Origin of the sequence: Paenibacillus woosongensis, assembly GCF_030122845.1 — a bacterium.
GTDB lineage: Bacteria > Bacillota > Bacilli > Paenibacillales > Paenibacillaceae > Fontibacillus > Fontibacillus woosongensis_A.
Map to the genome: position 1 here is coordinate 1,385,636 of NZ_CP126084.1, position 23,399 is coordinate 1,409,034.

The 23,399-nt window shown below is 49.1% G+C and carries 23 protein-coding genes; 18 read left to right on the plus strand and 5 right to left on the minus strand.

Annotated features, from left to right (window positions below; all coding sequences use genetic code 11):
- The first annotated feature begins 210 nt into the window (after nt 1–210).
- Nucleotides 211–2,835: a cation-translocating P-type ATPase gene (locus QNH46_RS06015; RefSeq protein WP_283927302.1), complete on the plus strand. Its 2,625-nt coding sequence runs from the start codon at nt 211–213 to the stop codon at nt 2,833–2,835.
- Between the two features lie 373 nt (nt 2,836–3,208).
- Here the strand turns inward: QNH46_RS06015 and QNH46_RS06020 are convergent, their stop codons facing one another.
- Together QNH46_RS06020 and QNH46_RS06025 are read right to left on the minus strand one after the other, a co-directional pair.
- On the minus strand, nt 3,209–3,451 hold the full coding sequence (locus QNH46_RS06020) for a hypothetical protein (protein ID WP_283927303.1): 243 nt from the start codon (nt 3,449–3,451) through the stop codon (nt 3,209–3,211).
- 57 nt (nt 3,452–3,508) lie between these two features.
- Complete coding sequence (locus QNH46_RS06025; protein WP_283927304.1) at nt 3,509–3,667, minus strand: hypothetical protein; 159 nt, start codon at nt 3,665–3,667, stop codon at nt 3,509–3,511.
- 275 nt (nt 3,668–3,942) lie between these two features.
- Here QNH46_RS06025 and QNH46_RS06030 point away from each other — a divergent pair, with 275 nt between their 5' ends.
- The 4 genes from QNH46_RS06030 (at nt 3,943) to QNH46_RS06045 (ending at nt 8,292) form a co-directional block, all read left to right on the plus strand.
- The gene (locus QNH46_RS06030) at nt 3,943–5,334 is read left to right on the plus strand and encodes an ABC transporter substrate-binding protein (protein ID WP_283927305.1); all 1,392 of its coding nucleotides are present in this window, start codon (nt 3,943–3,945) and stop codon (nt 5,332–5,334) included.
- A gap of 133 nt (nt 5,335–5,467) precedes the next feature.
- Nucleotides 5,468–6,310, plus strand: a complete 843-nt coding sequence (locus QNH46_RS06035; protein ID WP_213592718.1) for a carbohydrate ABC transporter permease — start codon at nt 5,468–5,470, stop codon at nt 6,308–6,310.
- A complete protein-coding gene (locus QNH46_RS06040) occupies nt 6,310–7,146 on the plus strand; it encodes a carbohydrate ABC transporter permease (protein ID WP_283927306.1) in 837 nt (278 codons plus the stop codon). The genes QNH46_RS06035 and QNH46_RS06040 overlap by 1 nt, the downstream gene beginning before the upstream one ends.
- Nucleotides 7,147–7,260: 114 nt before the next feature.
- Complete coding sequence (locus QNH46_RS06045; RefSeq protein WP_283927307.1) at nt 7,261–8,292, plus strand: LacI family DNA-binding transcriptional regulator; 1,032 nt, start codon at nt 7,261–7,263, stop codon at nt 8,290–8,292.
- A 115-nt stretch (nt 8,293–8,407) separates the two neighbouring features.
- On the opposite strand, the gene QNH46_RS06050 is transcribed toward QNH46_RS06045, so the two are convergent.
- Nucleotides 8,408–8,800, minus strand: a complete 393-nt coding sequence (locus QNH46_RS06050) for a hypothetical protein (protein WP_283927308.1) — start codon at nt 8,798–8,800, stop codon at nt 8,408–8,410.
- A gap of 158 nt (nt 8,801–8,958) precedes the next feature.
- Between QNH46_RS06050 and QNH46_RS06055 the strand changes: the two genes are divergently transcribed.
- The 12 genes from QNH46_RS06055 (at nt 8,959) to QNH46_RS06110 (ending at nt 20,044) form a co-directional block, all read left to right on the plus strand.
- A complete protein-coding gene (locus tag QNH46_RS06055; RefSeq protein WP_283927309.1) occupies nt 8,959–9,228 on the plus strand; it encodes a NifU N-terminal domain-containing protein in 270 nt (89 codons plus the stop codon).
- A 224-nt stretch (nt 9,229–9,452) separates the two neighbouring features.
- Entirely contained in the window at nt 9,453–9,635 is a 183-nt protein-coding gene (locus QNH46_RS06060) for a hypothetical protein (RefSeq protein ID WP_283927310.1), read from the plus strand.
- A 4-nt stretch (nt 9,636–9,639) separates the two neighbouring features.
- A complete protein-coding gene (locus QNH46_RS06065; RefSeq protein ID WP_283927311.1) occupies nt 9,640–9,774 on the plus strand; it encodes a hypothetical protein in 135 nt (44 codons plus the stop codon).
- A gap of 8 nt (nt 9,775–9,782) precedes the next feature.
- Nucleotides 9,783–10,013: a sigma-70 family RNA polymerase sigma factor family protein gene (locus QNH46_RS06070; protein ID WP_283927312.1), complete on the plus strand. Its 231-nt coding sequence runs from the start codon at nt 9,783–9,785 to the stop codon at nt 10,011–10,013.
- Nucleotides 10,014–10,144: 131 nt separating this feature from the next.
- The gene (htpG, locus tag QNH46_RS06075) at nt 10,145–12,019 is read left to right on the plus strand and encodes a molecular chaperone HtpG (protein ID WP_283927313.1); all 1,875 of its coding nucleotides are present in this window, start codon (nt 10,145–10,147) and stop codon (nt 12,017–12,019) included.
- Between the two features lie 280 nt (nt 12,020–12,299).
- Entirely contained in the window at nt 12,300–13,235 is a 936-nt protein-coding gene (locus tag QNH46_RS06080; RefSeq protein ID WP_283927314.1) for a putative RNA methyltransferase, read from the plus strand.
- A 380-nt stretch (nt 13,236–13,615) separates the two neighbouring features.
- The gene (locus QNH46_RS06085) at nt 13,616–15,070 is read left to right on the plus strand and encodes an aminotransferase-like domain-containing protein (RefSeq protein WP_283927315.1); all 1,455 of its coding nucleotides are present in this window, start codon (nt 13,616–13,618) and stop codon (nt 15,068–15,070) included.
- A 73-nt stretch (nt 15,071–15,143) separates the two neighbouring features.
- Entirely contained in the window at nt 15,144–16,313 is a 1,170-nt protein-coding gene (locus QNH46_RS06090) for an aminotransferase class I/II-fold pyridoxal phosphate-dependent enzyme (protein ID WP_283927316.1), read from the plus strand.
- Between the two features lie 279 nt (nt 16,314–16,592).
- Nucleotides 16,593–17,645 (plus strand): Delta(5) desaturase DesA, encoded by a 1,053-nt coding sequence (desA, locus tag QNH46_RS06095; protein ID WP_283927317.1) that lies wholly within the window; start codon nt 16,593–16,595, stop codon nt 17,643–17,645.
- A 111-nt stretch (nt 17,646–17,756) separates the two neighbouring features.
- The gene (locus QNH46_RS06100) at nt 17,757–18,893 is read left to right on the plus strand and encodes a sensor histidine kinase (RefSeq protein WP_283927318.1); all 1,137 of its coding nucleotides are present in this window, start codon (nt 17,757–17,759) and stop codon (nt 18,891–18,893) included.
- Nucleotides 18,890–19,489 carry a response regulator transcription factor gene (locus QNH46_RS06105; protein ID WP_283927319.1) on the plus strand — a complete coding sequence of 200 codons (600 nt, stop codon included), beginning with the start codon at nt 18,890–18,892 and terminating at the stop codon, nt 19,487–19,489. The genes QNH46_RS06100 and QNH46_RS06105 overlap by 4 nt, the downstream gene beginning before the upstream one ends.
- A gap of 54 nt (nt 19,490–19,543) precedes the next feature.
- Nucleotides 19,544–20,044 carry a CYTH domain-containing protein gene (locus QNH46_RS06110; protein WP_283927320.1) on the plus strand — a complete coding sequence of 167 codons (501 nt, stop codon included), beginning with the start codon at nt 19,544–19,546 and terminating at the stop codon, nt 20,042–20,044.
- A 523-nt stretch (nt 20,045–20,567) separates the two neighbouring features.
- On the opposite strand, the gene QNH46_RS06115 is transcribed toward QNH46_RS06110, so the two are convergent.
- Nucleotides 20,568–21,173 carry an SLOG family protein gene (locus QNH46_RS06115; protein WP_283927321.1) on the minus strand — a complete coding sequence of 202 codons (606 nt, stop codon included), beginning with the start codon at nt 21,171–21,173 and terminating at the stop codon, nt 20,568–20,570.
- 154 nt (nt 21,174–21,327) lie between these two features.
- On the opposite strand from QNH46_RS06115, the gene QNH46_RS06120 reads away from it, so the two are divergent.
- Nucleotides 21,328–22,194 (plus strand): DUF6612 family protein, encoded by an 867-nt coding sequence (locus QNH46_RS06120; RefSeq protein ID WP_283927322.1) that lies wholly within the window; start codon nt 21,328–21,330, stop codon nt 22,192–22,194.
- A gap of 611 nt (nt 22,195–22,805) precedes the next feature.
- On the opposite strand, the gene QNH46_RS06125 is transcribed toward QNH46_RS06120, so the two are convergent.
- On the minus strand, nt 22,806–23,345 hold the full coding sequence (locus QNH46_RS06125) for a hypothetical protein (RefSeq protein WP_283927323.1): 540 nt from the start codon (nt 23,343–23,345) through the stop codon (nt 22,806–22,808).
- Nucleotides 23,346–23,399: the final 54 nt, after the last annotated feature.

A 23,399-nucleotide genomic window follows, 5' to 3' on the forward strand; every position in this document is an offset into this window, starting at 1 on the left:
ACGGCTTCTTTGTTTTAGGCAATAGGCCGAAAGAACATGACAATGAGAAGGACTGACAGGACACCGGCTTGGAGCGGTGCTCTTTTTTTGAGTACATTTTGCGCGGTGGTTCGTATATAGTATTAATCCGATCGATTATTTATGATCGATTGGGTTTACAATATAGGTAAGACTACATGCATTTTATCAATAATAAGAGGTGTTTCTTTAATGTGGCATTCGAAATCACAGGAAGAAGTACTCAAGGAGCTGCAGGTCGATCCGGCTGTCGGGCTTTCTGAGGAAGAAGTACGCGCAAGGCTGGAGCAGCATGGGCCGAACAAATTAAAGGGCAAACCGAAGAAAAGCATGATCGCACTATTTATGGCCCAGTTAAAGGATATGCTCATTTATGTACTCTTGGGCGCAGCAGTAGTCACGCTTATCGTAGGCGAATATGTGGATGCCATTATTATTCTAGCTGTCGTTCTGCTGAATGCACTGATTGGTGTGTTCCAGGAGCATAAGGCGGAGAAGGCCATTGAAGCCCTGCAGCAAATGACCACGCCTAGATCGCTCGTTCGCCGTCAAGGTGAGGTGAGGGAAATTAATTCCGAGGACATCGTACCCGGGGATATTGTCATACTGGATGCAGGTCGATACATACCGGCTGATCTTCGGCTGCTGGATAGCGCCAACTTGCAGATTGAGGAATCCGCCCTGACTGGGGAGTCTGTCCCATCGGATAAAGATGCTTCAACCTTGCTCGATGATCCCAAGACACCGATTGGAGATATGTCCAATATGGCCTTCATGTCCACCCTCGTAACTTATGGAAGGGGAGAAGGCATTGCGGTGGCTACCGGGATGAACACGGAAATGGGGAAAATTGCGACGATCCTCGATGAGGACATCCATGAACTGACCCCGCTGCAAAAAAAATTAGAAGAGCTTGGCAAGACACTGGGCTTTATCGCCATTGGCATCTGCGTACTGATCTTTGTTATTGGTCTTATTCAGAAGCGTGATTTGTTCGAGTTGTTCCTAACCGCCATTAGCTTGGCCGTAGCGGCTATCCCGGAAGGGCTTCCGGCCATCGTCGCCATTGTCCTCGCGCTTGGCGTGACCAGAATGTCGAAGATCAACGCGATTGTGAAGAAGCTTCCTGCCGTGGAGACGCTGGGCTCGGTCAATATTATTTGTTCGGACAAAACGGGCACACTGACCCAGAACAAAATGACGGTTGTTAAATACTATACCGCTACTCCGCTCGGTGACGAGCCTCCGGTAGAGCTGATTAAATCATTCGTGCTCTGCTCGGACGCAACGTATGAGAACGGGGAAAGCACGGGGGATCCGACGGAGGTTGCACTCGTCGTATACGGGGAACAAAACAATATTTTGAAGAAATCGCTGGAGGCTGAATATAAGAGAGTCTCCGAGAAGCCCTTCGACTCTGACCGCAAGCTCATGTCTACGCTAAACCAGACGAGAACGGGCTATCGTGTCCATACCAAGGGGGCAATCGACCAACTTCTGAATATCTCCACCTCTGCAGTCGTAGGCGGGGAGGTTGTTCCTCTAACCGAGGAGCTGAAGCAGCAATATTTGAACGCAGCCGAAGGCATGTCCGATGATGCTTTGAGGGTGCTCGGTGCTGCGTATAAAGATACGGAACAGCTTCTATCTCCGGATGAAATGGAACAGGATTTAACGATTCTAGGCTTTGTCGGCATGATCGACCCGCCGAGACTTGAAGTGAAGGACTCCATTGCTGAGGCGAAGATGGCGGGGATTACTCCCGTGATGATTACCGGCGATCACCGGAACACGGCTGTCGCGATCGCTAAAGAGCTTGGCATTGCGGATTCGATTGAGCAAAGCATGACGGGGGCGGAAATTGATGAGCTTTCCGACGATATTTTTGCTCAGAAAATCAGAAACATCCGAGTGTTCGCCCGCGTCTCGCCGGAGCACAAGGTGAAAATCGTTAAGGCGTACAAAGCGCAAGGCAATATCGTCTCAATGACCGGCGACGGGGTCAATGATGCGCCTTCTCTGAAGAACGCCGATATCGGCGTAGCGATGGGCATTACCGGTACCGATGTCTCCAAGGGCGCCAGCGACATGATATTGACCGACGACAATTTCACCACCATTGTACATGCGATCCGGGAAGGACGGAATATCTATGCGAACATTCGCAAGACGGTGACCTTCCTCCTGTCCTGTAATTTTGGTGAGGTAGTTGCCATCCTGGCATCGATTCTGTTCTTCTGGCCGCTGCCGCTCTTGGCTACACAGATTCTCTGGGTGAACCTGGTGACGGATACTTTGCCGGCGATCGCGCTTGGGGTGGATCCAGGCGAGAAAGATGTCATGAAACGGAAGCCGCGGGATCCGAAGGAGAGCTTCTTCGCCGGCGGAGCGGCGTTCCGGGCGATTCTCGGCGGTCTCCTGATCGGTTCTCTGACTTTGGTAGCCTTCTATTTGGGACTGCGAGAGCACGGCTTCAGCCTGAACTCGGCGAATATTTCCGATGAAGCAATGACGTATGCCCGGACGATGGCTTTCGTCGTATTGGCTGCATCGCAGCTGTTCTACTCCTTTACGAAACGGAGCGACACGAAGTCCATTTTCCAGGTCGGACTGTTCTCCAACAAGCTTCTGGTCGGCGCGGTTATTGCCGGGCTTGCCTTGCAGTTTGCTTCGATCAGCATTCCGTTCCTGGCTGCGGCCTTTAAAGTCCACAACCTGTCCCTCGCAGATTGGGGCGTGGTCATTGGTCTGGCTTTGATTCCGCTCCTCGTCAACGAGTTGATCAAGGTATTCATGCGCCTCAGAACAGTACAATAAGCACATGGAGAAGGGGCTGCCCAATAAGCTCCAAAAATAAAAGTTAGACGGAAAACATCGCGTTTTCCGTCTAATTTTTTTGCTTTCGCCGTGGTGAGGTAGTTGGTTGTCGGCCGTTCGTTGCCGGCTTGTATGCTGTGTGGCTTGGGTGGCTGGCTGGGCAACTGAATATGTGCAATCCTAAACGGACACAGGGGGCGCTATTTGTGAATTAACGAGGAATTTTGAGAGCCAACGGACCTACGTTCCGCTATTGCTCCCAGAAACCTGTTTATTGCAGTCAATTTGGTCGAATAACGGAACCAGTGTCCGCGAGTATAGCGAAAGAGAGCCTATTTGCACGATTAGCGGATCTCCTGTCCGTTAGCGGGTGTTAGCGGGCGAACAGCTCCACGAGTTCAGCCAATTCCAGCATTAGTCCATCAGTTCCATCGTTTCCAGCAATCTCATCAGTCCAATCAGTCCGATCACTCCCCATAATCTCATCACTCACATTCGTCCCATAATTCCCATCGTTCCTATCGTTTCCAGCAATCCCATCAATCCGCTCAATCCGCTCAATCCGATCAATCCCATCAATCCGCTCAATCCCAACATTCCCACCCGTCTCTATCATTCCGCTCAATCCCAGCAATTCACTCTCACGCTACACCGTAAATCCGGAGGTCATAATTCACAGCTTCTCGGCCATGGCGGACAGCTGTCCGGCCGCAGCATCGACCTCGTTTATGGCGCTGAGCTGATCTTGGAAGCTTGCGCTGATTTGCTCCGTGCCGCCGGCGATTTCACTGGTCGAGACGGCGATATGGCTCATCGCTCTCGATTTATGCAAGAAGATTCGTTTGTGCGAGATTCCCGCATCACCTTGACGGGCTTAATTCAAATTGAATGGACGCTGAAAGCTTACTGAAAGAATTACATGTTTTGAAAATCAGCAAATAGGATTGCGGACTTTGGGTTTCCTGTGCTACTATAGCCTTGTCACCGAAAACGTTACCGAAAAGGATTCCGATCCTGTTTTCGGTAACGTTTCCGCAAACGCTGTCATAGTAATTGCAAAGCGTTTTCGTGACAAATGATATTCATTAAGGAAGAGGGGTCTGGACGATGAATAAGCTTAAGAAGATGCTGGGGATTATGCTTGTATTCACTCTGGTAACTGTGCTGGCTGCAGCGTGCGGCAAGAGTGACAATTCAGCTGCCGGGGAAAATGGCGCCAAAGGCGAAGGAGCTTCTAACGGAGCCAAGGAAATTTATTTCCTGAACTTCAAGCCGGAGATTGCGGAAGTATATGAGAAGATCGCGAAAGATTATGAAGCGGAAACAGGGGTTAAGGTCAAAGTTGTTACGGCAGCAAGCGGTACTTATGAAACGAAATTGAAATCGGAAATTTCCAAGAAGGATGCGCCGACGATTTTTCAAATCAACGGACCTGTCGGCTATCAAGCATGGAAGGATTATACACTCGATCTGAAAGATACGAAGCTTTACAGCTACTTGTCCGATCCAAGCCTTGCGGTGACGAGTGATGGCGGCGTGTATGGCATTCCTTACGTCGTGGAAGGCTACGGCATCATTTATAATGATGCGATTATGCAGAAATACTTTGCGCTGCCGGATAAGGCGGTTTCGATTTCCTCCGCCTCCGAAATCAACAACTTCGCTACTTTGAAAGCGGTTGTAGAGGACATGACGGCGAAGAAGGATCAGCTTGGCATTAAGGGCGTATTCGCATCCACTTCGCTTGGCGCTGGTGAGCAGTGGAGATGGCAGACACACTTGGCCAACCTGCCGCTGTACTATGAATTCAAGGATAATACGGAGTTCGACAACACCGTGCTGGCCGGTCTGGCAGCGAATGAAGTGCAGTTCAAATATGCGGACAACTTCAAGAACATTTTTGACCTGTATACGAACAATTCAGTGACGAAGGGAGCGCTGCTCGGAGGCAAATCCGTAGCTGACTCTATGGCTGAATTTGCGCTGGGACAAGCGGCGATGGTTCAGAACGGGAACTGGGCTTGGGGCCAAATCAATGAAGTAGGCGGCAACGTGGTTAAGGCGGAGGATATCAAGTTCCTGCCGATCTACACCGGAGTTAACGGCGAAGAGAAGCAAGGTCTGGCCATCGGTACCGAGAACTACCTTGCGATCAACAGCAAAGTGTCGCCTGAGAAGCAGCAGGCTTCGATCGATTTCCTGGAATGGCTGTTCACTAGCGACAAAGGAAAAGCTTACGTTACACAGGAATTAGGCTTCATCGCGCCATTCAATACGTTTAATGAAAACGAGAAACCGGCTGACCCGCTGGCGAAAGAAGTGATGTCCTGGATGGAGAAGGATGTGACCTCTGTTCCTTGGACGTTCGCGGCGTTCCCGAGCGAGGAGTTCAAGAATCAGTTCGGGGATGCTTTGCTGCAATACGTTCAAGGCAACCAATCCTGGGATGAAGTTGTGAAGGTGTTCACGGAGAGCTGGGCAGCAGAGAAGGCAAAATAATAACGTCGGGTGTATGCGATGCCACTGGGACAAATAGAAGCCCAGTGGCATCAATCCCATTTCCATCCGATGATCGATGAGTGACAGGCATTCCGGCATCATCATGTTTAATACTGAGATAGGAGAAGAAAACATGCAAAAGTCGATGAAAAAATATTTTGCCCTTTTTGCATTGCCTACGATCATCGCCTTTTCGGTAGCTTTTGTTCTACCGTTCATATTAGGTGTATACCTCTCCTTCACGGAATTTACGACCGTGAACGATGCAAAGTGGGTAGGATTAAGCAATTACGTCAAAGCGTTCTCGAACCAGGACTTTCTGAATGCATTATGGTTTACAGTGAAATTCACTGTAGTTTCGGTACTGACGATCAATGTGTTCGCCTTCATTCTTGCGATGCTGCTCACCCGCGGGAAGAAAGGAACGAACCTGTTCCGCACGGTGTTCTTCATGCCGAATCTGATCGGCGGGATCGTGCTTGGTTACATCTGGCAGCTGATCATTAACGGCGTGCTGTATAAATTCGATCTCACCCTGACGTTCGATCCGAAGTACGGCTTCTGGGGACTCGTCGTGCTGATGAACTGGCAGCTGATTGGTTACATGATGATTATTTACGTCGCGGGTATACAGAACGTGCCTAAGGATGTCATTGAGGTGGCGAAAATCGACGGCGCCTCCCGGTTTCAGGTACTGCGCAATGTGACGCTGCCGCTCGTTATGCCATCGATTACAATTTGTCTGTTCCTGACCTTGTCGAACTCGTTCAAGCTGTTTGACCAGAACCTGGCTCTCACAGCAGGGGCTCCGGCGAAGCAGACGGCGATGCTGGCATTGGATATTTACAACACCTTCTATGGTAAGACGGGTTGGGAAGGCGTAGGCCAGGCCAAAGCGGTCGTATTTTTCGTCCTGGTGGCCTTGATTGCGCTCGTTCAACTGCTGATTACTAGAAGGAAGGAGGTTGAGAGCTGATGCAAAAAACAAACAGAGGAGCAGATACGCTCATCTTTCTGATTTTGTTCCTATTGGCGGTTGCCTTCATTTCTCCGATCCTGATCGTATTGATGAACTCATTTAAAGGAAAGTTCTTTATCAGCGATACCCCGTTTTTGCTGCCCAATAGCGAGACGTTCTCCGGGCTCAGCAACTATACGAGCGGGATCGCCAAGACGGATTTCATATCGGCGTTTGGCATGTCGCTGTTCATCACCGTTTTCTCCGTGGCCGTCATTGTCTTATTTACGTCCATGACCGCTTGGTATATTACGAGAGTCAAGACGAAGTTCAACCAATTGCTGTATTATATTTTTGTATTCTCCATGATTGTGCCGTTCCAAATGGTCATGTTCACCATGACGAAGACAGCCAACGTTCTGAATCTGGACAATCCAATCGGCATCATTCTCATTTACCTCGGTTTTGGTTCGGGATTATCCGTCTTCCTGTTCAGCGGGTTCGTAAAGTCAATCCCGATCGAAATCGAAGAAGCGGTCATGATCGACGGCTGCAATCCCGTACAATCCTTCTTCAAGGTCGTGCTGCCGATCCTTAAACCGATTGCGATCACAGTCGCCATTCTGAATGTGATGTGGGTATGGAACGATTACCTGCTGCCTGATCTCGTCATCGGAAGCGAGTACAAGACGATCCCGATTGCGATCCAGTATTTGAAAGGCGGATACGGCTCCATCGATATGGGCGCTATGATGGCTATGCTGGTGCTGGCGATCGTGCCGATCGTCATATTCTATCTGCTCTGCCAGAAGTATATTATAGAAGGCGTTGTTGCAGGGGCGGTAAAAGGCTGACGGCTGCGGGGTTCTTCGGATGGAATCTGCCTTGTTTTCTGGAACTTTAACTGCTATTCTTATGAAATATATCCGGAATAGCGGTTTAGATTATGATGTAAGGGAAGAACAAATATGGCTTCTATTACAATTAAAGATATTGCCAAGATGTGCGGCGTCGGGGTAACTACGGTTTCTAGAGCCATCAATAACCATCCCGATATTAGCGAAGAGACCAAGGCGATGATCATGAAGGTCATCAAAGACAATCATTACGTACCTAACAATAGCGCAAGAAATTTGAAGCGCTCGGTATCCAAGACGATTGCGGTGCTGATCAAGGGGATTACCAACCCGTTTTTCAACCCGATGATTCAGGTGTTCGAGCGGGAAATCCAGCGGAGGAAGTATTCGTTCATCTTGCAGCGCGTCGACGAGAAGCAGGATGAAATTGAAGTGGCCATTGAGCTGGAGAAGGAGAAGCGGCTGAAGGGCATCGTATTCCTCGGCGGGTACTTCTCGCATTCCAAAGATAAGCTGGATCAGTTAACCGTGCCGTTCGTACTCAGTACGATTGGGATGACGGAAGAATTTGATCCTAACGATTACTCCTCTGTTTCCGTCGATGACGTCAAGGAAAGCTATAAAATCGTCGATTATTTATGCAATGAAGGACATCGCAAAATCGCAATCATTACCGCACCGATGGATGACGTAAGTATCGGTAAGCTAAGATATGAAGGGTACAAGCAGGCTTTGGAGCAGCACGGCATCGAATACAATGAGCGGCTGGTGCGCCCTATGCGGGAGGACATCGACAGCTACTCCATGGAGAACGGTTATGAGGTCACCAAGGAGCTGCTCCAGTCCGGCGAGGAATTCACGGCCATTTACGCCGTATCCGACAGCCTCGCGATCGGAGCGTGCAAAGCGATATTCGAAGCTGGCCTAAGCGTGCCCGAGGATTATTCCGTCGTAGGCTTCGACGGCCTGGATATTTCCTTCTACTATAATCCTTCGATCACGACCATCAAGCAGCCGACGGAGGAAATAGCGCAGGAGACGATTAAGATCTTATTCGATCTAATAGATAAAAAAATAACTCATGCCCATAAAACCTTCCCCGGCGAGCTGGTCATCCGGAATTCGACGAAACGTCTCAACTAGCGAAGCGGCTTGCTGCGCTAGCAGACAGGACCGCCTCGAACCGTGGAATGTTAAGAGCCCTGTCTCCCTTGCTAAGGGAGAACAGGGCTCTATGTATGAGGGCGGTACATCGTGATCAGCGATTGATCTGGAACAACCTTTTATCGAAAAATAAAATCACGACGAACAGGACGATGGCGAGCAGCAGAACGCTAGCCGCCAGGATGAAGGCAAGCAATGTCGCCGTATTCTGCATTTTGTAATAGACGAGCATGCTGAAAGGCATTAGTCCGCCGCCGATGATGCTGCACCATACGTGCAGTTTGGCCGTCCTGATCATACTGATCTCTTTGAAGATATAGTAGAACATGCCGTAGGCAAACAAGGTCAGCCAGCCGACAACGAGAATATGGGCATGAGCAGGAGTCAACGCATAATCATGCCGCCCAGCCATATCTGCACCGATCAAAGCGCCGATAAGAGAATAGATTGCCGCAATGCGGATCAACCATTTGCTGTATTTTACCATAACACACTCCCCAAATCTGAATGTAAGAACCTCTTCAGTATATAAGGGGAATATAAACTTTATATGAACAAATTGTGTCGATGCAATTAGGAGGAGCTATTCGTCAAGGGAACCGAAGCATGCTACAATAGCGGGGAATGGAAAGGAGTGAGATAGCAATGGCATTGGAAGTTGATGTACAGGCCACCCCGAATCCGAACGCCGTGAAGATCAGTGCGAACGAGACGCTGTTCGAAGGCACGCGCAGCATATCCTTGAAGAGCGGTGAGGAGACGGATCATCCGCTGGCCAGCGCCCTTCTGGGCATCGAAGGCGTGGATAATATTTTTGGATTGAGAGATTTTGTGACGATTACGAAGAAGCCGGAGGCGGACTGGGATCCAATTCTGGAGCAAGCGGAAGAAGTATTCAAGAAAATTTACGGCTAATAAAATGACAGTATGCGATAAGTCTGATCCTGCGGATTTATCTTTAGGTAAAAATGCGATGACGTAGTAACAAGAAAAGGGCGGTTCCTTAGGGGACCGCCTTTTTCTTTGCCATGTGTCACAAATCCGGCTCCTTTGCCGTCCCATGGGAAACAACACAAAGGAGATGGGAAGAATGAACGAATTAACATGCCTGGTCGTAGGCGGGGGTTACGCAGGAATAAATGCGATTCACTCTATCCGGCAAGCATACGCTTGCGTACGATATTGCCGTAGTTACGGTTGGCAGCATCGTAAGGCGGCCTAAACCTGATCAGGGGGGGGATCGCTCTAACGGAGCTGGAGGCCGCTGCGGCAATACGTCAGCAATGGCAGGAGAATATGCGCCAGGCTGCAGAGGCGACTGATCCCGTGGAAAAGCAGCGGCTGCTGACTACGGTGGTGGTCGGGGCTGGCATTAGCGGAATCGAGACTTCGGCCGAGCTGGCCTGGTTCATGCGCCAGGAAGCTGGGGCTCTGCAAATCGATACGGAGGAGGCAAAGTAGCGGCGGCAGTGCGTCCGATCACATCGCGGGATCATGTCAGCCGTTTCCTGCTTGGTTTAATGCGGCAACTAGATCAGCAAGGGGATGTTCATTTCGAGCTGGCTTCGATAAACGGAGATACCGGCGTCATTGTTCGCTCGTCAGGCAGCTTAGATACGATTGTACTGCTGCAAGTTGAAGACGGGGCAGCCCGAGGCATCTATTTTATTAGAAATCCGGATAAGTTAACGCATATGTAGCATAACGGGTTGACTTTAAATTTTACTATATGGTATATAAAAGAAAGAATTAGCACTCTGCGAACTTGAGTGCTAACAAGGTGAAGGATCTAAGTAGCTAGAATCAATGGAACGAAAGGAGATTATTGTTCATGGCAAAAAAGCAGTTTCAGGCGGAATCCAAAAGATTGCTGGAAATGATGATTAACTCCATTTATACACAAAGAGAAATTTTTCTAAGAGAACTCATCTCCAATGCCAGCGATGCGATCGATAAAATATACTACAAGGCGCTGACTGACGACAATCTCGTGTTCAACCGCGAGGATTACTTCATTAAGATTACGCCGGACAAAGAGAATCGCACGCTGACGATTTCCGATACCGGGATCGGCATGACCGAGGAAGAGCTGGAGAACAACCTTGGGATCATTGCGAAGAGCGGCTCTTTGGCGTTCAAGAAAGAGAATGAAGCGAAGGACGGCCACAACATCATCGGCCAATTCGGGGTAGGCTTCTATTCGGCGTTTATGGTAGCTGACGTGGTGACCGTGATCAGCAAGCCGTTCGGCAGCGACCAAGCCTTCAAATGGGAGTCCGAAGGGGCGGACGGCTACACGATCGTTCCGTTTGACAAAGCGACGCCAGGCACCGATATTATTCTTAAAATCAAAGAGAACACGGAAGAGGATCAATACGATGAGTTCCTGGAAGAGTACCGTCTAAGAGCGATCATCAAGAAGTACTCCGACTTCATCCGTTATCCGATCAAGATGGACGTAAGCGGACGACGTCCTAAGGAAGGCACGGAGAACGAGTTCGAGGAGTACAAGGAAGAGCAAACGATCAACAGCATGGTGCCGATTTGGCGGAAAAATAAAAACGAGCTGACCGCAGAGGACTACGAGAATTTCTACCACGAGAAGCGCTACGGCTTCGACAAACCGCTGAAGCATATCCATATTAGCGCGGACGGCGCAGTCGTGTACAATGCGATCCTGTTCATTCCGGAGAACATTCCGTTTGATTACTACACGAAGGAGTACGAGAAGGGACTGGAGCTGTATTCCAACGGCGTGCTGATCATGGACAAATGCGGCGACCTCTTGCCGGATTATTTCGGCTTCGTCAAAGGGATGGTCGATTCCGAGGATCTGTCGCTCAACATTTCCAGGGAGCTGCTGCAGCATGACCGTCAACTCACGCTGATCGCCCGCAACATTAAGAACAAGATCAAGGGGCAGCTGCAAAGCATGCTGAAGGATGAAAGAGAGCAGTACGAGAAGTTCTACAATTCCTTCGGCCGCCAATTGAAATTTGGCGTGTACAACGACTATGGGATGCATAAAGAAGATCTTCAGGATCTGCTTATGTTCTATTCCTCCAAGGAGAAGAAGCTGGTTACGCTGGATGAATACGTCTCGAGAATGCCTGAGGATCAGAAGTATATCTATTATGCTTCCGGCGAATCGATCGAGCGGATCGAGAAGCTGCCGCAGACGGAGCTTGTCGCCGATAAAGGCTATGAAATCCTGTACCTCACCGACGATATCGACGAGTTCGCGCTCAAGACGATTCTGAGCTACAAGGAGAAGGAATTCAAATCGGTATCGAGTGGAGACCTCGGCATCGAGCCAGATGAGAAGGATCAGGAAACAGACGAGAGCAGCAACAAAGAGCTGTTTGAGGCGATGCAGGGCATTCTGGGCGGCAAAGTGAAGAGTGTTAAAGCCTCGAAGCGGCTGAAATCCCATCCGGTCTGCTTGTCGGCCGAGGGAGACCTATCGATCGAGATGGAGAAAATATTGAAGGCGATGCCGAGCGGCCAGGACGTTCAGGCCGACAAAGTGCTGGAAATCAACGTAAACCACGAGGTGTTCCAATCGCTTAAGGCGGCGCATGAGAACGATAAGGAGAAGCTGAGCCTGTATACCAGCCTGCTGTACAACCAGGCGCTGCTGATCGAAGGCCTGCCTGTGCAGGATCCGGTGGAATTTACGAATGACATTTGCAAAATCATGGTGTAATCCCTGATTTAATCCCTGATTTTACAATTGGATCAGCTTTAAGTTAAAATGACGGAAGGAGCTTTTGTTCTAAGCGCCTTTCGTCATTTTTTGTTGCCATGTTCAAGGATGACATGAGCTATAGCAGGAAAGAGGTTGCTATCAGATGGTTCATTACATTCGGTTGCGTTAATGAGAGGTACAGAAGGATAACCCCGGGTTTTTAAGAATGAAGATGCCTGGGCTTATTTAGCTGTGCCTTTTTTCATTAACTCAATACGAATGAATGAGGTGCGATAGCATGTTAATATTTCATACCATACCTGCCGGAACAGTCATTTGTTCGGTGTGCTCGGGTACGCTTGAGTTACAGGACAATAGTCTGATTTGTAAAAGCCGTCATTGCTTTGATATCGCAAAGCAGGGGTACGTCAATTTCCTGCTGCAAGCTCCGAAGGAGAAATACGACAAACGATTGTTTCAATCGCGTGCCCGAGTTAGCCAGGCTGGGGTGTTTCGCGGGTTGACCGACCGCCTGGGCGAGATTGTCCGGAACGAGTTGGAGCGGCAGCGGGGAGAGCTGGTACAACAAAAAGTGGTGCCGCCCAGCCTGGGTCAGAGTCCAGGGGAAAGGCAACATACCACCGTTGCGATATTGGATGCAGGCTGCGGAGAAGGCTCCCATCTATCGGCGCTGGTGCGCCATCTGGCGGGCACGTCAGGGTGCAAGCTTGTCGCCGCAGGGATAGATATTTCAAAAGCCGGCATCCAATTGGCAGCCAAGGCCAATCCCGGAATGCTGTGGGGAGTTGCCGATCTTGCGAAATGTCCTTTTGCCAACGGTTCCTTCGATATTATCCTGAACATCTTGTCCCCGGCGAATTACTCCGAGTTTCACCGTATGCTTGCGGATGATGGCTTGGTGATGAAGGTGATCCCGGGCACTGAGTATTTGCAGGAAATACGGCGGGCGCTGCACAGCGAGACGGGGCGGCGGACGTATTCCAATGACAGGACGATTGAGCTGTTTCGCCGTCATTTTGAGCTTGTGGACATGCAGCAGGTAAAATACGAGCTTCTAATAGAGCAGAAGGATTGGGCTGATTTGCTGCAGATGACTCCGCTGGCCTGGCAGGCCGGTGAGGAGCAGCTTCGCCTGATGCAGGCGATGAACAAGCAGCCTGTCATAACCTTCGATTTTGTCATTTTGATAGGCAGAAAGAGATATAAAAGATGAACCAAAAAATGGGATGCAGGCAAGGCAGAAAAATGCTTCTGTAGAAATTGAAATCTGGTAGAAAGCTGCTTCGGAAGCATAGCTTGTGATCGCCTTAAAGCTGCTTTGAGAGCTTAAGCTTAGGCTTCCGGTCGCCTTTGTGATCGGATTCCTACCTCTTACGAACCTATATGATCCAAGAAAACAGGGGGCAACAGCGATTGTAAAAAAACATTTTACGTACTTGCCCTACATCCATTGCAATGGTTCAACTTATAATAGTGAAAATATAAACGGATCGATTCGAGATGAAAGGGAACCACAACCTTGGCAACAATGCAGGGCTGTGGTTCTTTTGCCAATATAGATTCTATGCCACTATAGGGATAGGAGAGATAAAGATGTATCAGGATTTCAAATTAGTGGAAGGCCGGCCGGCCTATGTTCAAGTAAAGGATTACTTGAAGCGCATGATCATGAAAAGCGTTCTCCAGCCGCATCAGAAGCTTCCTTCAACCCGGGAGCTCAGCGAATTGATGAGCGTGAGTCGCAATACGATTATTTCGGCTTACCTCGGACTGGAGGAAGAGGGCCTGGTCTACACCGTGAAGGGGAAAGGGAGCTATATTGCCCAGATCACAGCTAGCGCGGCCGCGCCTTCATGGCGGCTGGACTGGCAGGAGCGCATGAATGAACAAGCTCGGATGGCCGAGGCAATGGATCTGATGAAGCACGGTATACGCGCGGAGCGGGGCACGATTTCTTTTACGAGCATTGCCCCGAACGAGAAGCTGTTTGATCTCGGCAACGTCAAGCGGGCGTTCCTTGACCGGATGGCGGTGGAAGGCGAAGTTCTGCTCAACTACGGTTACGCCAAAGGCTACAAGCCGCTAATTGATCTGTTGAAGCAATATATGGAGCAAAAAGGCGTGGACCTGGCCGGGAAGGACTTGCTCATTACGAACGGCTTCACGGAGGGCCTGGATTTGGTGCTGTCATCTTTGACGAAGCGCAGCGGAGCCGTTATATGTGAAAATCCGACCCATCATACTGCGATCAAAAATTTGCGGCTGCATGGGTACGAGATCACTGGCATCGGCATGGAAAGAGACGGCATCGATTTGGAGCAGCTGGAGCAGGCTCTGCGGCGGCAATCCTTCGATTGCGCTTATTTGGTGCCTTCCTACCACAATCCGACCGGAATTGTTATGTCCCCGGAGAAACGGCTGGAGCTCATGAAGCTGCTGACCCGCTATCAGGTTCCCGTTATCGAGGACGGGTTCAACGAAGAGCTTCGCTACTCCGGCTCCCATGTGTCTCCGCTGATCGCAGCGGTTGGCCAGGGCAATGGGGTAATTTATCTGGGTAGCTTCTCCAAGGTGCTGTTTCCCGGTCTCCGGGTAGGCTGGGTACTGGCGGATCAGGAGTTGATCTACTATCTGGAAAGCCTGAAGCGGGCCCGCAGCATCCATACATCAACGCTGGATCAATCGATACTGTATCAATATTTGCTAAATGGCAACCTGGATAAATATTTGCGCAAAGCCAGGACGGAATACAAACGGAAATACGAATGGACGAAGCAGTGCTGCGAAACGTATTTGCCATATAACCGGCTGACGGGAGACGGGGGATTGCATCTGTTCGTATCTTTCAGCGAAGGTGCGGATACGAGACGGCTGCTGGAGATTTGCAAGCAGCGGGGCGTCATATTTACGCCGGGGGATATTTTCCATACGGATGGCACTGGGCAGCATACGATGCGGCTGGGCTTCTCCCGCGTAAGCGACGAGGATATCGAAGCGGGGATAAGGATCATCGGTGAAGCGGCCAGGGAGATGTTCACTCAAACGTGACCTCGCCTCAACCCTGTGGATGATGATTGATTCTCGCAGCGGGAAGTAAATGAATGGGACGGAGTGGGCTGAAATGAGAAATGACTGGATTAACCCGGTAGTACAGGAGATACCTCCATCTGGAATCAGGGCGTTTGTGGGTACGGCGGATGAGCATGTCATATCGCTCGCTGTAGGCGAGCCGGATTTTGTAACGCCAAGACCTGTGGTCGAGGCTTGCATCGCAGCGCTGAATCGCGGGACGACGGGATACACCCCGAATGCCGGGCTTATGGAGCTTCGGGAGGAAATCGCCGGCTATCTGGAGGCGAGATTCGGCCTAGACTACGGCCCAGCGCATGAAATGTTCGTGACCGTAGGCAGCAGTGAGGCGGTCGATTTGGCGCTTCGTACCATTCTGATGCCGGGGGATGAGGTGATTGTACCGACGCCAAGCTACATCGCATATACGCCAATCGCCCAGCTGCATGGAGGCAAGGTTGTAGAGGTGCAGACCTCGGCAGAGGAAGAGTTCAAGCTGCGCGCCCGAGATCTCCGGCGTCATCTCACGCCCCGTTCCAAGGTGCTGATATTGAATTATCCCAACAATCCGACCGGAGCCGTCATGACGAGAGAGGATTTGGTGCCGATCGCCGAGCTGGCCGTTGCCCATGATCTCATCGTCATCTCGGATGAAATTTATGCAGAGCTAAGCTATGGGCAGAGCCATGTCAGCATCGCCTCGCTGCCTGGCATGAAGGAACGCACGCTTGTGATCAGCGGTTTCTCGAAAGCCTTCGCCATGACAGGCTGGCGGATCGGCTATGTATGTGGCCCTGCCGAACTGATCGCGGCCATGCTGAAAATTCATCAATACACGGCGATGTGCGCACCAGTGATGGGACAGGTGGCAGCGATCGCATCCTTGCGCAGCGGTATGCAGGAGATGGAGGAAATGATCCGCTCCTACGATCAGCGCAGGCAGTGGTTTGTCTCGGCATTGCGGGATATTGGCCTTCCATGTCACGCGCCGGCGGGAGCTTTCTATGTGTTCCCGTCAATTGCCGGCACCGGCCTCAGCTCGCAGGAGTTCGCGCAGCGCCTGCTGAAGGAGGCGGGAGTGGCCGCCGTACCCGGCCAGGTGTTCGGGGCGGGCGGAGAAGGCTATATCCGCTGCTCCTATGCCACGGGCATGTCCCAGCTGCAGGAGGCCGTAGAGCGGATCGATCGCTTCGTGAGGCTGCCGCTGCGCCAATCGTCGTAGAAGCTGGACATAGCTTAAAATCCAGCGCTCGCCCTTCCGGCGGGCGCTGTTTGTGCTGGTCATTTTTACTGCTGGTTTGTTATGTTCTGATGTAGACCAGTTGAAAGGTGAATCAACGGAATAAACAGGTACGGACATGACATTTATCATGTTCAAGTCCTGACGGATGTATCTGTCTGACCTAGGCCGTATTTTTTATACTTAGAATACATCAAAGATTTCGACGTTCCAGTCGTTTGATTCATATTGGTACGTCAGGCCAGGGGAGGAAAATAAAAGATGAACAAATCCAGCCGTCTGTCAGATTTGAAGAAAAACGTAGCTCCCTACGAGGAGATTGACATGAAATCAAGTGTCCGCCAACTGTTCAATACCTTGCTGCCCCTCGTGCTTCTATGGTATGGCGCTTATTTAAGCCTTTCGGTATCCTATTGGCTGACCTTGCCGATCACCATCATTGCTGGCGGTTTTCTAGTCAGAACCTTCATTATATTTCATGACTGCTGCCACCAGTCTTTTTTTAAGAGCCGGCTGGCTAATGAAATACTAGGGACGATCACGGGTGTTCTCACACTGTGTCCTTATCAGCAATGGAAAAATACCCACTCGATCCACCACGCAACGAGCAGTAATCTCGATAAGCGCGGCGTAGGAGACATGTGGCTCCTTACGATCGATGAATATATCGCTGCCTCGGCCTGGACGAAATTCGTCTATCGGATGTATCGCAATCCATTCATGATGCTTGTTGTCGGACCGATCTATATTTTTCTTGTGGCGTATCGCTTTAATCGCAAGGATGCGCGAAAAAAAGAAAGAATTAGCACTTACGTGACCAATGTGGCGCTAGTCGGCTTGTATGGATTATTAATATGGGCGATCGGCTGGCAGGCCTTTGTGCTCGTGCAGCTGCCGATCTTTTTCGTATCCGGTATGCTGGGCATTTGGTTATTCTATGTTCAGCATCAGTTCGAGCATTCTTACTTTGAGCATGATGAAGAATGGGAATATGTGAACGCTGCGGTGGAAGGAAGTTCCTATTACAAGCTGCCGAAAATTTTGCAATGGATTACTGGCAACATCGGGTTCCATCATGTTCATCATTTGAGCCCGAAGGTGCCGAACTACAATCTGGAGAAGGCCCATGAGGCTACGCCGCCCTTGCAGAAAGCGACGACGATCACAATCAGAACGAGTCTTAAATCGCTGCGCTTCCGTCTGTGGGACGAACGGAGCAAGACGTTTATTTCTTTTAAGGAGCTTAAGGAGGTTCAGCGCAAACCTACTGTTGGTCACAATCCTAGTCCGTTACCAAGCGTTCAAGCGAAATAAAGAAGAACAAGCCCTTTATTTGGATAGTAATGGGCTTGTTCTTTGTTTATACTAACTGCATAATGGGGTATTGAAAAAAATGAATCATCTTAACAAAAGGTGGTGGGGAAAATGCAGAAATGGTATCAGATTTTTCAAAGAAATACCGGGTTAAGTCCATACATCTGGGTTGTTTTCTACATTTTGCCCTTTTACTTCATATTCCGATCGTCTGCGCCTTACCAGATTGTGTTGGGAAGCTTGTTGATCATCGCTTTCTTCGCCTGTTATGTTCTGTCATTTGTGTCCAGGGGCTGGAAGGTATATTTCTGGACCAGCTTGCAGATCGCTATTTCAATTACGATGACGATGTTATTCGGCTATGTGTATTTCTCTTTGTTTCTGGCCTTCTTCATAGGAAATATCAAAAACAAGGTAGGCTTTATTACGTTGTATACCATTCACCTGGTCACAACGGTGGTAACGATAAATTGGGGATTTCTTACGAAAACCTCGTGGTTCATTACGCAGCTCCCATTCGTTCTTGTCAGCTTGATCGGCGTTATTCTGCTGCCCGTTACGACGTATAACCGCAATAAGAGCGATCGATTGCAGGGACAGTTGGAGGATGCCAACAAGCGGATTTCGGAGCTGGTGAAGCTGGAGGAGCGTCAGCGGATTGCTCGGGATTTGCACGATACGCTTGGCCAGAAGCTGTCTTTAATCGGTCTGAAAAGCGATCTTGCAGGCCGGTTGATTGCTGAGAATCCATCCCGAGCACAGGCTGAGATTGCTGATGTGCGCCAGACAGCTAGAGTGGCATTGAAGGAAGTTCGCGAGTTGGTTACTCAGATGAGAGGAACGAGACTACAGGATGAGATATTTCGGATCAAGCAAATATTGAAGGCTGCTCAAATTGAATTCTCGCTGGAAGGGGATCCTGAGCAGCTGGACATTTCGTTGATGAATGAGAATGTGCTCAGCATGTGTCTTAAGGAAGCCGTAACGAACATCGTCAAGCATAGCAGCGCTACGGCCTGTTCTATTGCAATTAGACCGTCTCGTGGTGAATTAATCGTTACAATACAGGATAATGGGGTAGGCATAGCCGTCAACTCGTTCTATTTCAAGGGAAATGGTCTGCGAGGGATGAAGGAACGCCTCGAATTTGTTAACGGGAGCATGGAAATTGCTTCAAATGGAGGGACGGTGCTGACGATTAAAGTACCCAGCTCATTAAAACAACCTGTAGAGGAGGCATCGATATGATCCGAATTGTCATTGCCGAAGATCAGCGCATGCTGCTCGGAGCTCTTGCTTCAATCCTTGATTTGGAGGAAGATATGAAGGTAGTCGGCAGGGCTAGCAATGGGGAAGATGCAGTCCGGCTAGTTCATCAGCATAAGCCGGACATTTGTATAATGGATATTGAAATGCCCGTGAAGAATGGTCTGGATGCGGCAGAAGAGCTGAAAGGCTCCGGCTGTAAAGTGATGATTCTGACGACCTTTGCTCGTTCGGGGTATTTTGAACGGGCGATTAAAGCCGGGGCAAGCGGGTATTTGCTGAAAGACAGTCCCAGCGAGGAATTGGCAACTTCTATTCGCAGTATTATGGCGGGGCGCAGAATTTACGCATCAGAGCTTGTAGACGAGGCCTACGGGGAAGTGAACCCGTTAACCGAGCGGGAGAAAGAAGTACTGGGGCTTGTCGCCGACGGGAAAAATACCAAGGAAATTGCTAGCGAGCTGTTCATTACTACAGGGACGGTTCGCAATTATATTTCCGTCATCCTGGATAAGCTGGGAGTAAGCAATCGAATCGAGGCCATTACCCGTTTTAAAGAGAAGGGATGGTTTAAGTAGGCTTCGGGCTACTCTCCATCGTAAGTCATCATAGAGAAGGAGATGTGTCAGCAAATGTCATTCGAAATTGAGCGTAAATTTCTGCTTCAGGAGATTCCCCAATCTTTAATCGAAGAAGGGGAGCTGCAACTGCAATCAGAGCATCGAATCGAGCAGACCTACCTGGCGCTGGCTGGCGATCAGGAACTGCGCGTGCGTAAAATCGAGGACTTGGCTACAGGCGAGGTCACATATACGCATACCTTTAAGAAGGGGCATGGTCTGCTTCGGGAGGAAGTAGAGTACGAAATATCGGAAGGGATCTACGAACAGATCACAGGGATACACCAGGCAGTGCCCTTGACAAAGAACCGGGTAACGGCGAAGTGGAACGGACGAATCATTGAGGTCGACCTGTATGATCAAATTGATTTGATGGTGCTTGAGGTGGAGTTTGCATCCGAAGAGGAAGCGATCGGGTTTACGCCGCCGGACTGGTTCGGTCTGGACATTAGCACGAATAAGGAATATAGCAACAAGAAAGTATGGAAGGAACTGCAGGAGCGCTCGAGTTGAACTTGTAGATTCGATGCCATCTTACTGCTTTTCGCCCCGCGCGCCTTCCCAGCGCGCGGGGTTCGCTGCATGACGGCGGTTGGTCGACCGGATTGGGCTGGGGGACAGTTTTTTGCGCCAAAAAATAGGGTTCTCCGGGTTAGTAGGTAAGTTTCGATAACAGCGATCGAACAATGGATAATAGATGGATTTTTGGTATTTCAAATATACAGGCGGTCGTAAAGCGTATAATTAACTGGATTTCGTGTCTTTAATAGCGAAGAAAGAAAGCGAATCCGATGAATATAACGTTTATAGATACACGGTATCCATCTATTTTCTCGTTATTGGCTGATCAGAATAGAATAAACACACGAAATCCAATTAAATTGGATAGTCAGAGAACCGAGTATTAAATCAAGCTATAGACCGCGTTGAAGGAGCGCTTGCTGCTCCCACTGCCGAGTAATAACTCCTGCAAAAAGTAATATATTCGCTCGCTGGTTGAGTAAAGTTTCTCGCTGTTCGAGCCGTGACTATCCGTTTATGTTGATGATTCCTGTCCAGGATCAAGCCATTCATAAGCTTGCTCATCATTAAACTGGGCTTCCGCCTCTTCCTCGGCCAAAGATTGAATTTCCTCGGCACCGATGGTAAGGACTTCATACCCCTCTTCCGCATGTTTGCGAAGCGCCCGCTGCTTGATGAACTTTGGGCTGGCCTCGCCCATCTCTTCGTCATAGACGAGCAGAATGCCATCCGTTTTACGCAGGAGCAGCTCGTCCCTCGCTATGAACTGCCATTTGCCCTGGTAAGACTCTTTGCTTACCGCGGCATAGTGATCGATACTTCGCAGCAGCTGTTCGTAATACACTTTTTTCTCATCGCTCCACTTTTCCTCTGGGTTACTGAATGCCGTAATAATGGAGCATTTCAGCTGCGGATACTGTGCCTTGAGCGAAATGGCGGCCTCGCAAGCCCAAAGATCGACGCCGTATTGTCCGGGAGTGATCACCCATTCCAAGCCTTCCTCCAGAAGAGGGATCAGCTTGTTCCGGATCGCCTGCTGAATATAGGGGATTCCTTTATGTTTATTATTGAAAATGCCAAGCTCATGAGCCCGGTAACCGGTCACGAATAAGTTCTTCAATGTAGGACTCCTTCGTTCTATTAAAATTTTTTGGATTATTTATAATCATAGAATAGCTTTCGTGAGATAGCTACCTGACAGGAACAATAGTTTCAGTTTTGGTGCAATTTGATTATTATGTTCAGGGTACTAAGTAATTAGGAGGAAATAATCTTTGACGAAATTCACAGCAGTACTATTGGGGGCAATGTTACTAGTAAACATCACAGCTTGTGGAAAGGAGAATGAGGCGGGAAGCGCTAATACACCTGCAACGAACGCAGGTATACACAAAGCTGGGTCTGCTTTAGCTGAAGATCCTTTGCCTACGGCGGACGAACTGATTACGAGATCATCTGAAGCTACCAAAGCTCTAAAGAGCTATTCGATGCAAGGGAATGTTGATCAAAAGATGACGGTAAAGCAAGGCGATCAAGAAGCAAGCAATAACACCAAAACCGTTATGATGATAGACGTTCAACAGAAGCCATTCGCTATTTACCAAGATCTGGAAATGGACGCCGGAGAAGAAGGCGAAACAGAGATTAAGCAATACATAACGAATGAAGGTATCTATATTTTAACGGATGATGCTTGGGTTAGGATTCCTAAGGTTGTGCAGGAAGGTTTGATTTCGAGAATGGAACAAGCATCTAGCCTAGAAGCTCGATTGGAGAATTTCAAGTTAATGAATAAGGATGTTACGGTTATCGAAGAAGGGGATGAATATATATTGTCTGCTGATCTTTCGGGAGACGAATATAAAGAATTGGCAGCAAGCCTAATAGGTCAAGCAGCCATCGATAAAGAAGAGGAAATGGCAGCAATGCTGGAAATGCTTACGATTAAAAGAATCAAGCTCAGTAATGCTATAGATAAAGAAACATATCTTCCAACAAGAATTGACATGTATTTGGAATTGGAGATGGAAATCGAAGATCAGTTCACGTTATGGGTAATGAGCTCGAACGGTCAAATTTCCAATCACAATGCGTTGGATGAGATAAAAATTCCGCAAGACGTGATTGATAGCGCAATTTAAGTTTAATTGCTCCGATAATACGATAACGCCGAACTTACGGGTTCGGCGGTTATCTTATATTGGTGGGCTGGCAGCATCAGGCGCCCTTCGGGCACTGTGGTTGTGCTGAATGGAAGAATGGTTAAAAGCGTCGGCTGGTAATTCGGCACATCCCCAAGCGGCGATCCCTCGAATATATCCTGTAGTGCCTGAAGCCGCTCCACACAAATAGACCTTTCTGGCTCTCAGAAAGGCCTAAGTTCTTATGTTCTGATTGTTATTAACCGTGAATGGCCAGGATCGTAAAGGTCGTATAGAACAGTGTATAGAATGTACCTAATGCGACAATCCAGGCAAATATGTTGCTTTCGTTTTTATACTCTGTTTTTGGCTTTTGCATACGGATCAGCTCCTTGTGAATGCTGAATTCATAATTTGTGAACAATCTGTGTCGTCCTTATTACATATTATTAAACATTTTGTGTCTAATTTCAAACACTTTTTTGATTCATCTTGACAAAAGTTATTTGTATGCGAAAAAAACCACAGCCAATTCTAGAGCATTGGACTGTGGTTATCAGTTGCGGTTGCATTATTTTGAAGTTATATAAGAAGGGCAGCCCTGCCTTCCCCTAAGGTGCAAAGCCTTCCTCGCGCAAATATTCCTCTGCTTCCTCACGGGTCTCGAACACCATTTCAATGGTGGAGCCGGCGTAAACGTACCATAAGTCGTCCTCGGGCTTGAGCAGCAGGCTGGTTCCTTCCGGGTCATGCCAAAGCTCTTCACTGGAGTTCTCGCCTGAAGGTGCCGCTTGTGTATCTGACCCGCTTGTATCACCGCTTATTGCAGCGGCTGCTGTGCCTGGTACCGGGGAACCGGAATAACTTGCACTCAGCCCGGACAGTGAATCGATCGATTGCTGCACCAGTTGGCGAAGCTCGGATTCCGTGAAGTCGCGAATGTTGACGAAGCCTTTATCATTCACATCGGGCCGATCGAGCCGCCCGGCATAAATAAAGCCGTTGCCGTTCGGATGCAGATGATAGCCGACCGTTTTTTTGTCATAGTTGCTGCCTTCATAGTGGAAGTTGACGCGACCCAGCGATACGTCCCGGCGCTCAAGCTGGGGAAAGGATTCAAGAATGTGGATTTTCTGTTGGAACGTAAGCATGTACTGCCTCCCTAAAATTACATAAATTTCATTGTGCCGTGATTATATCATAAT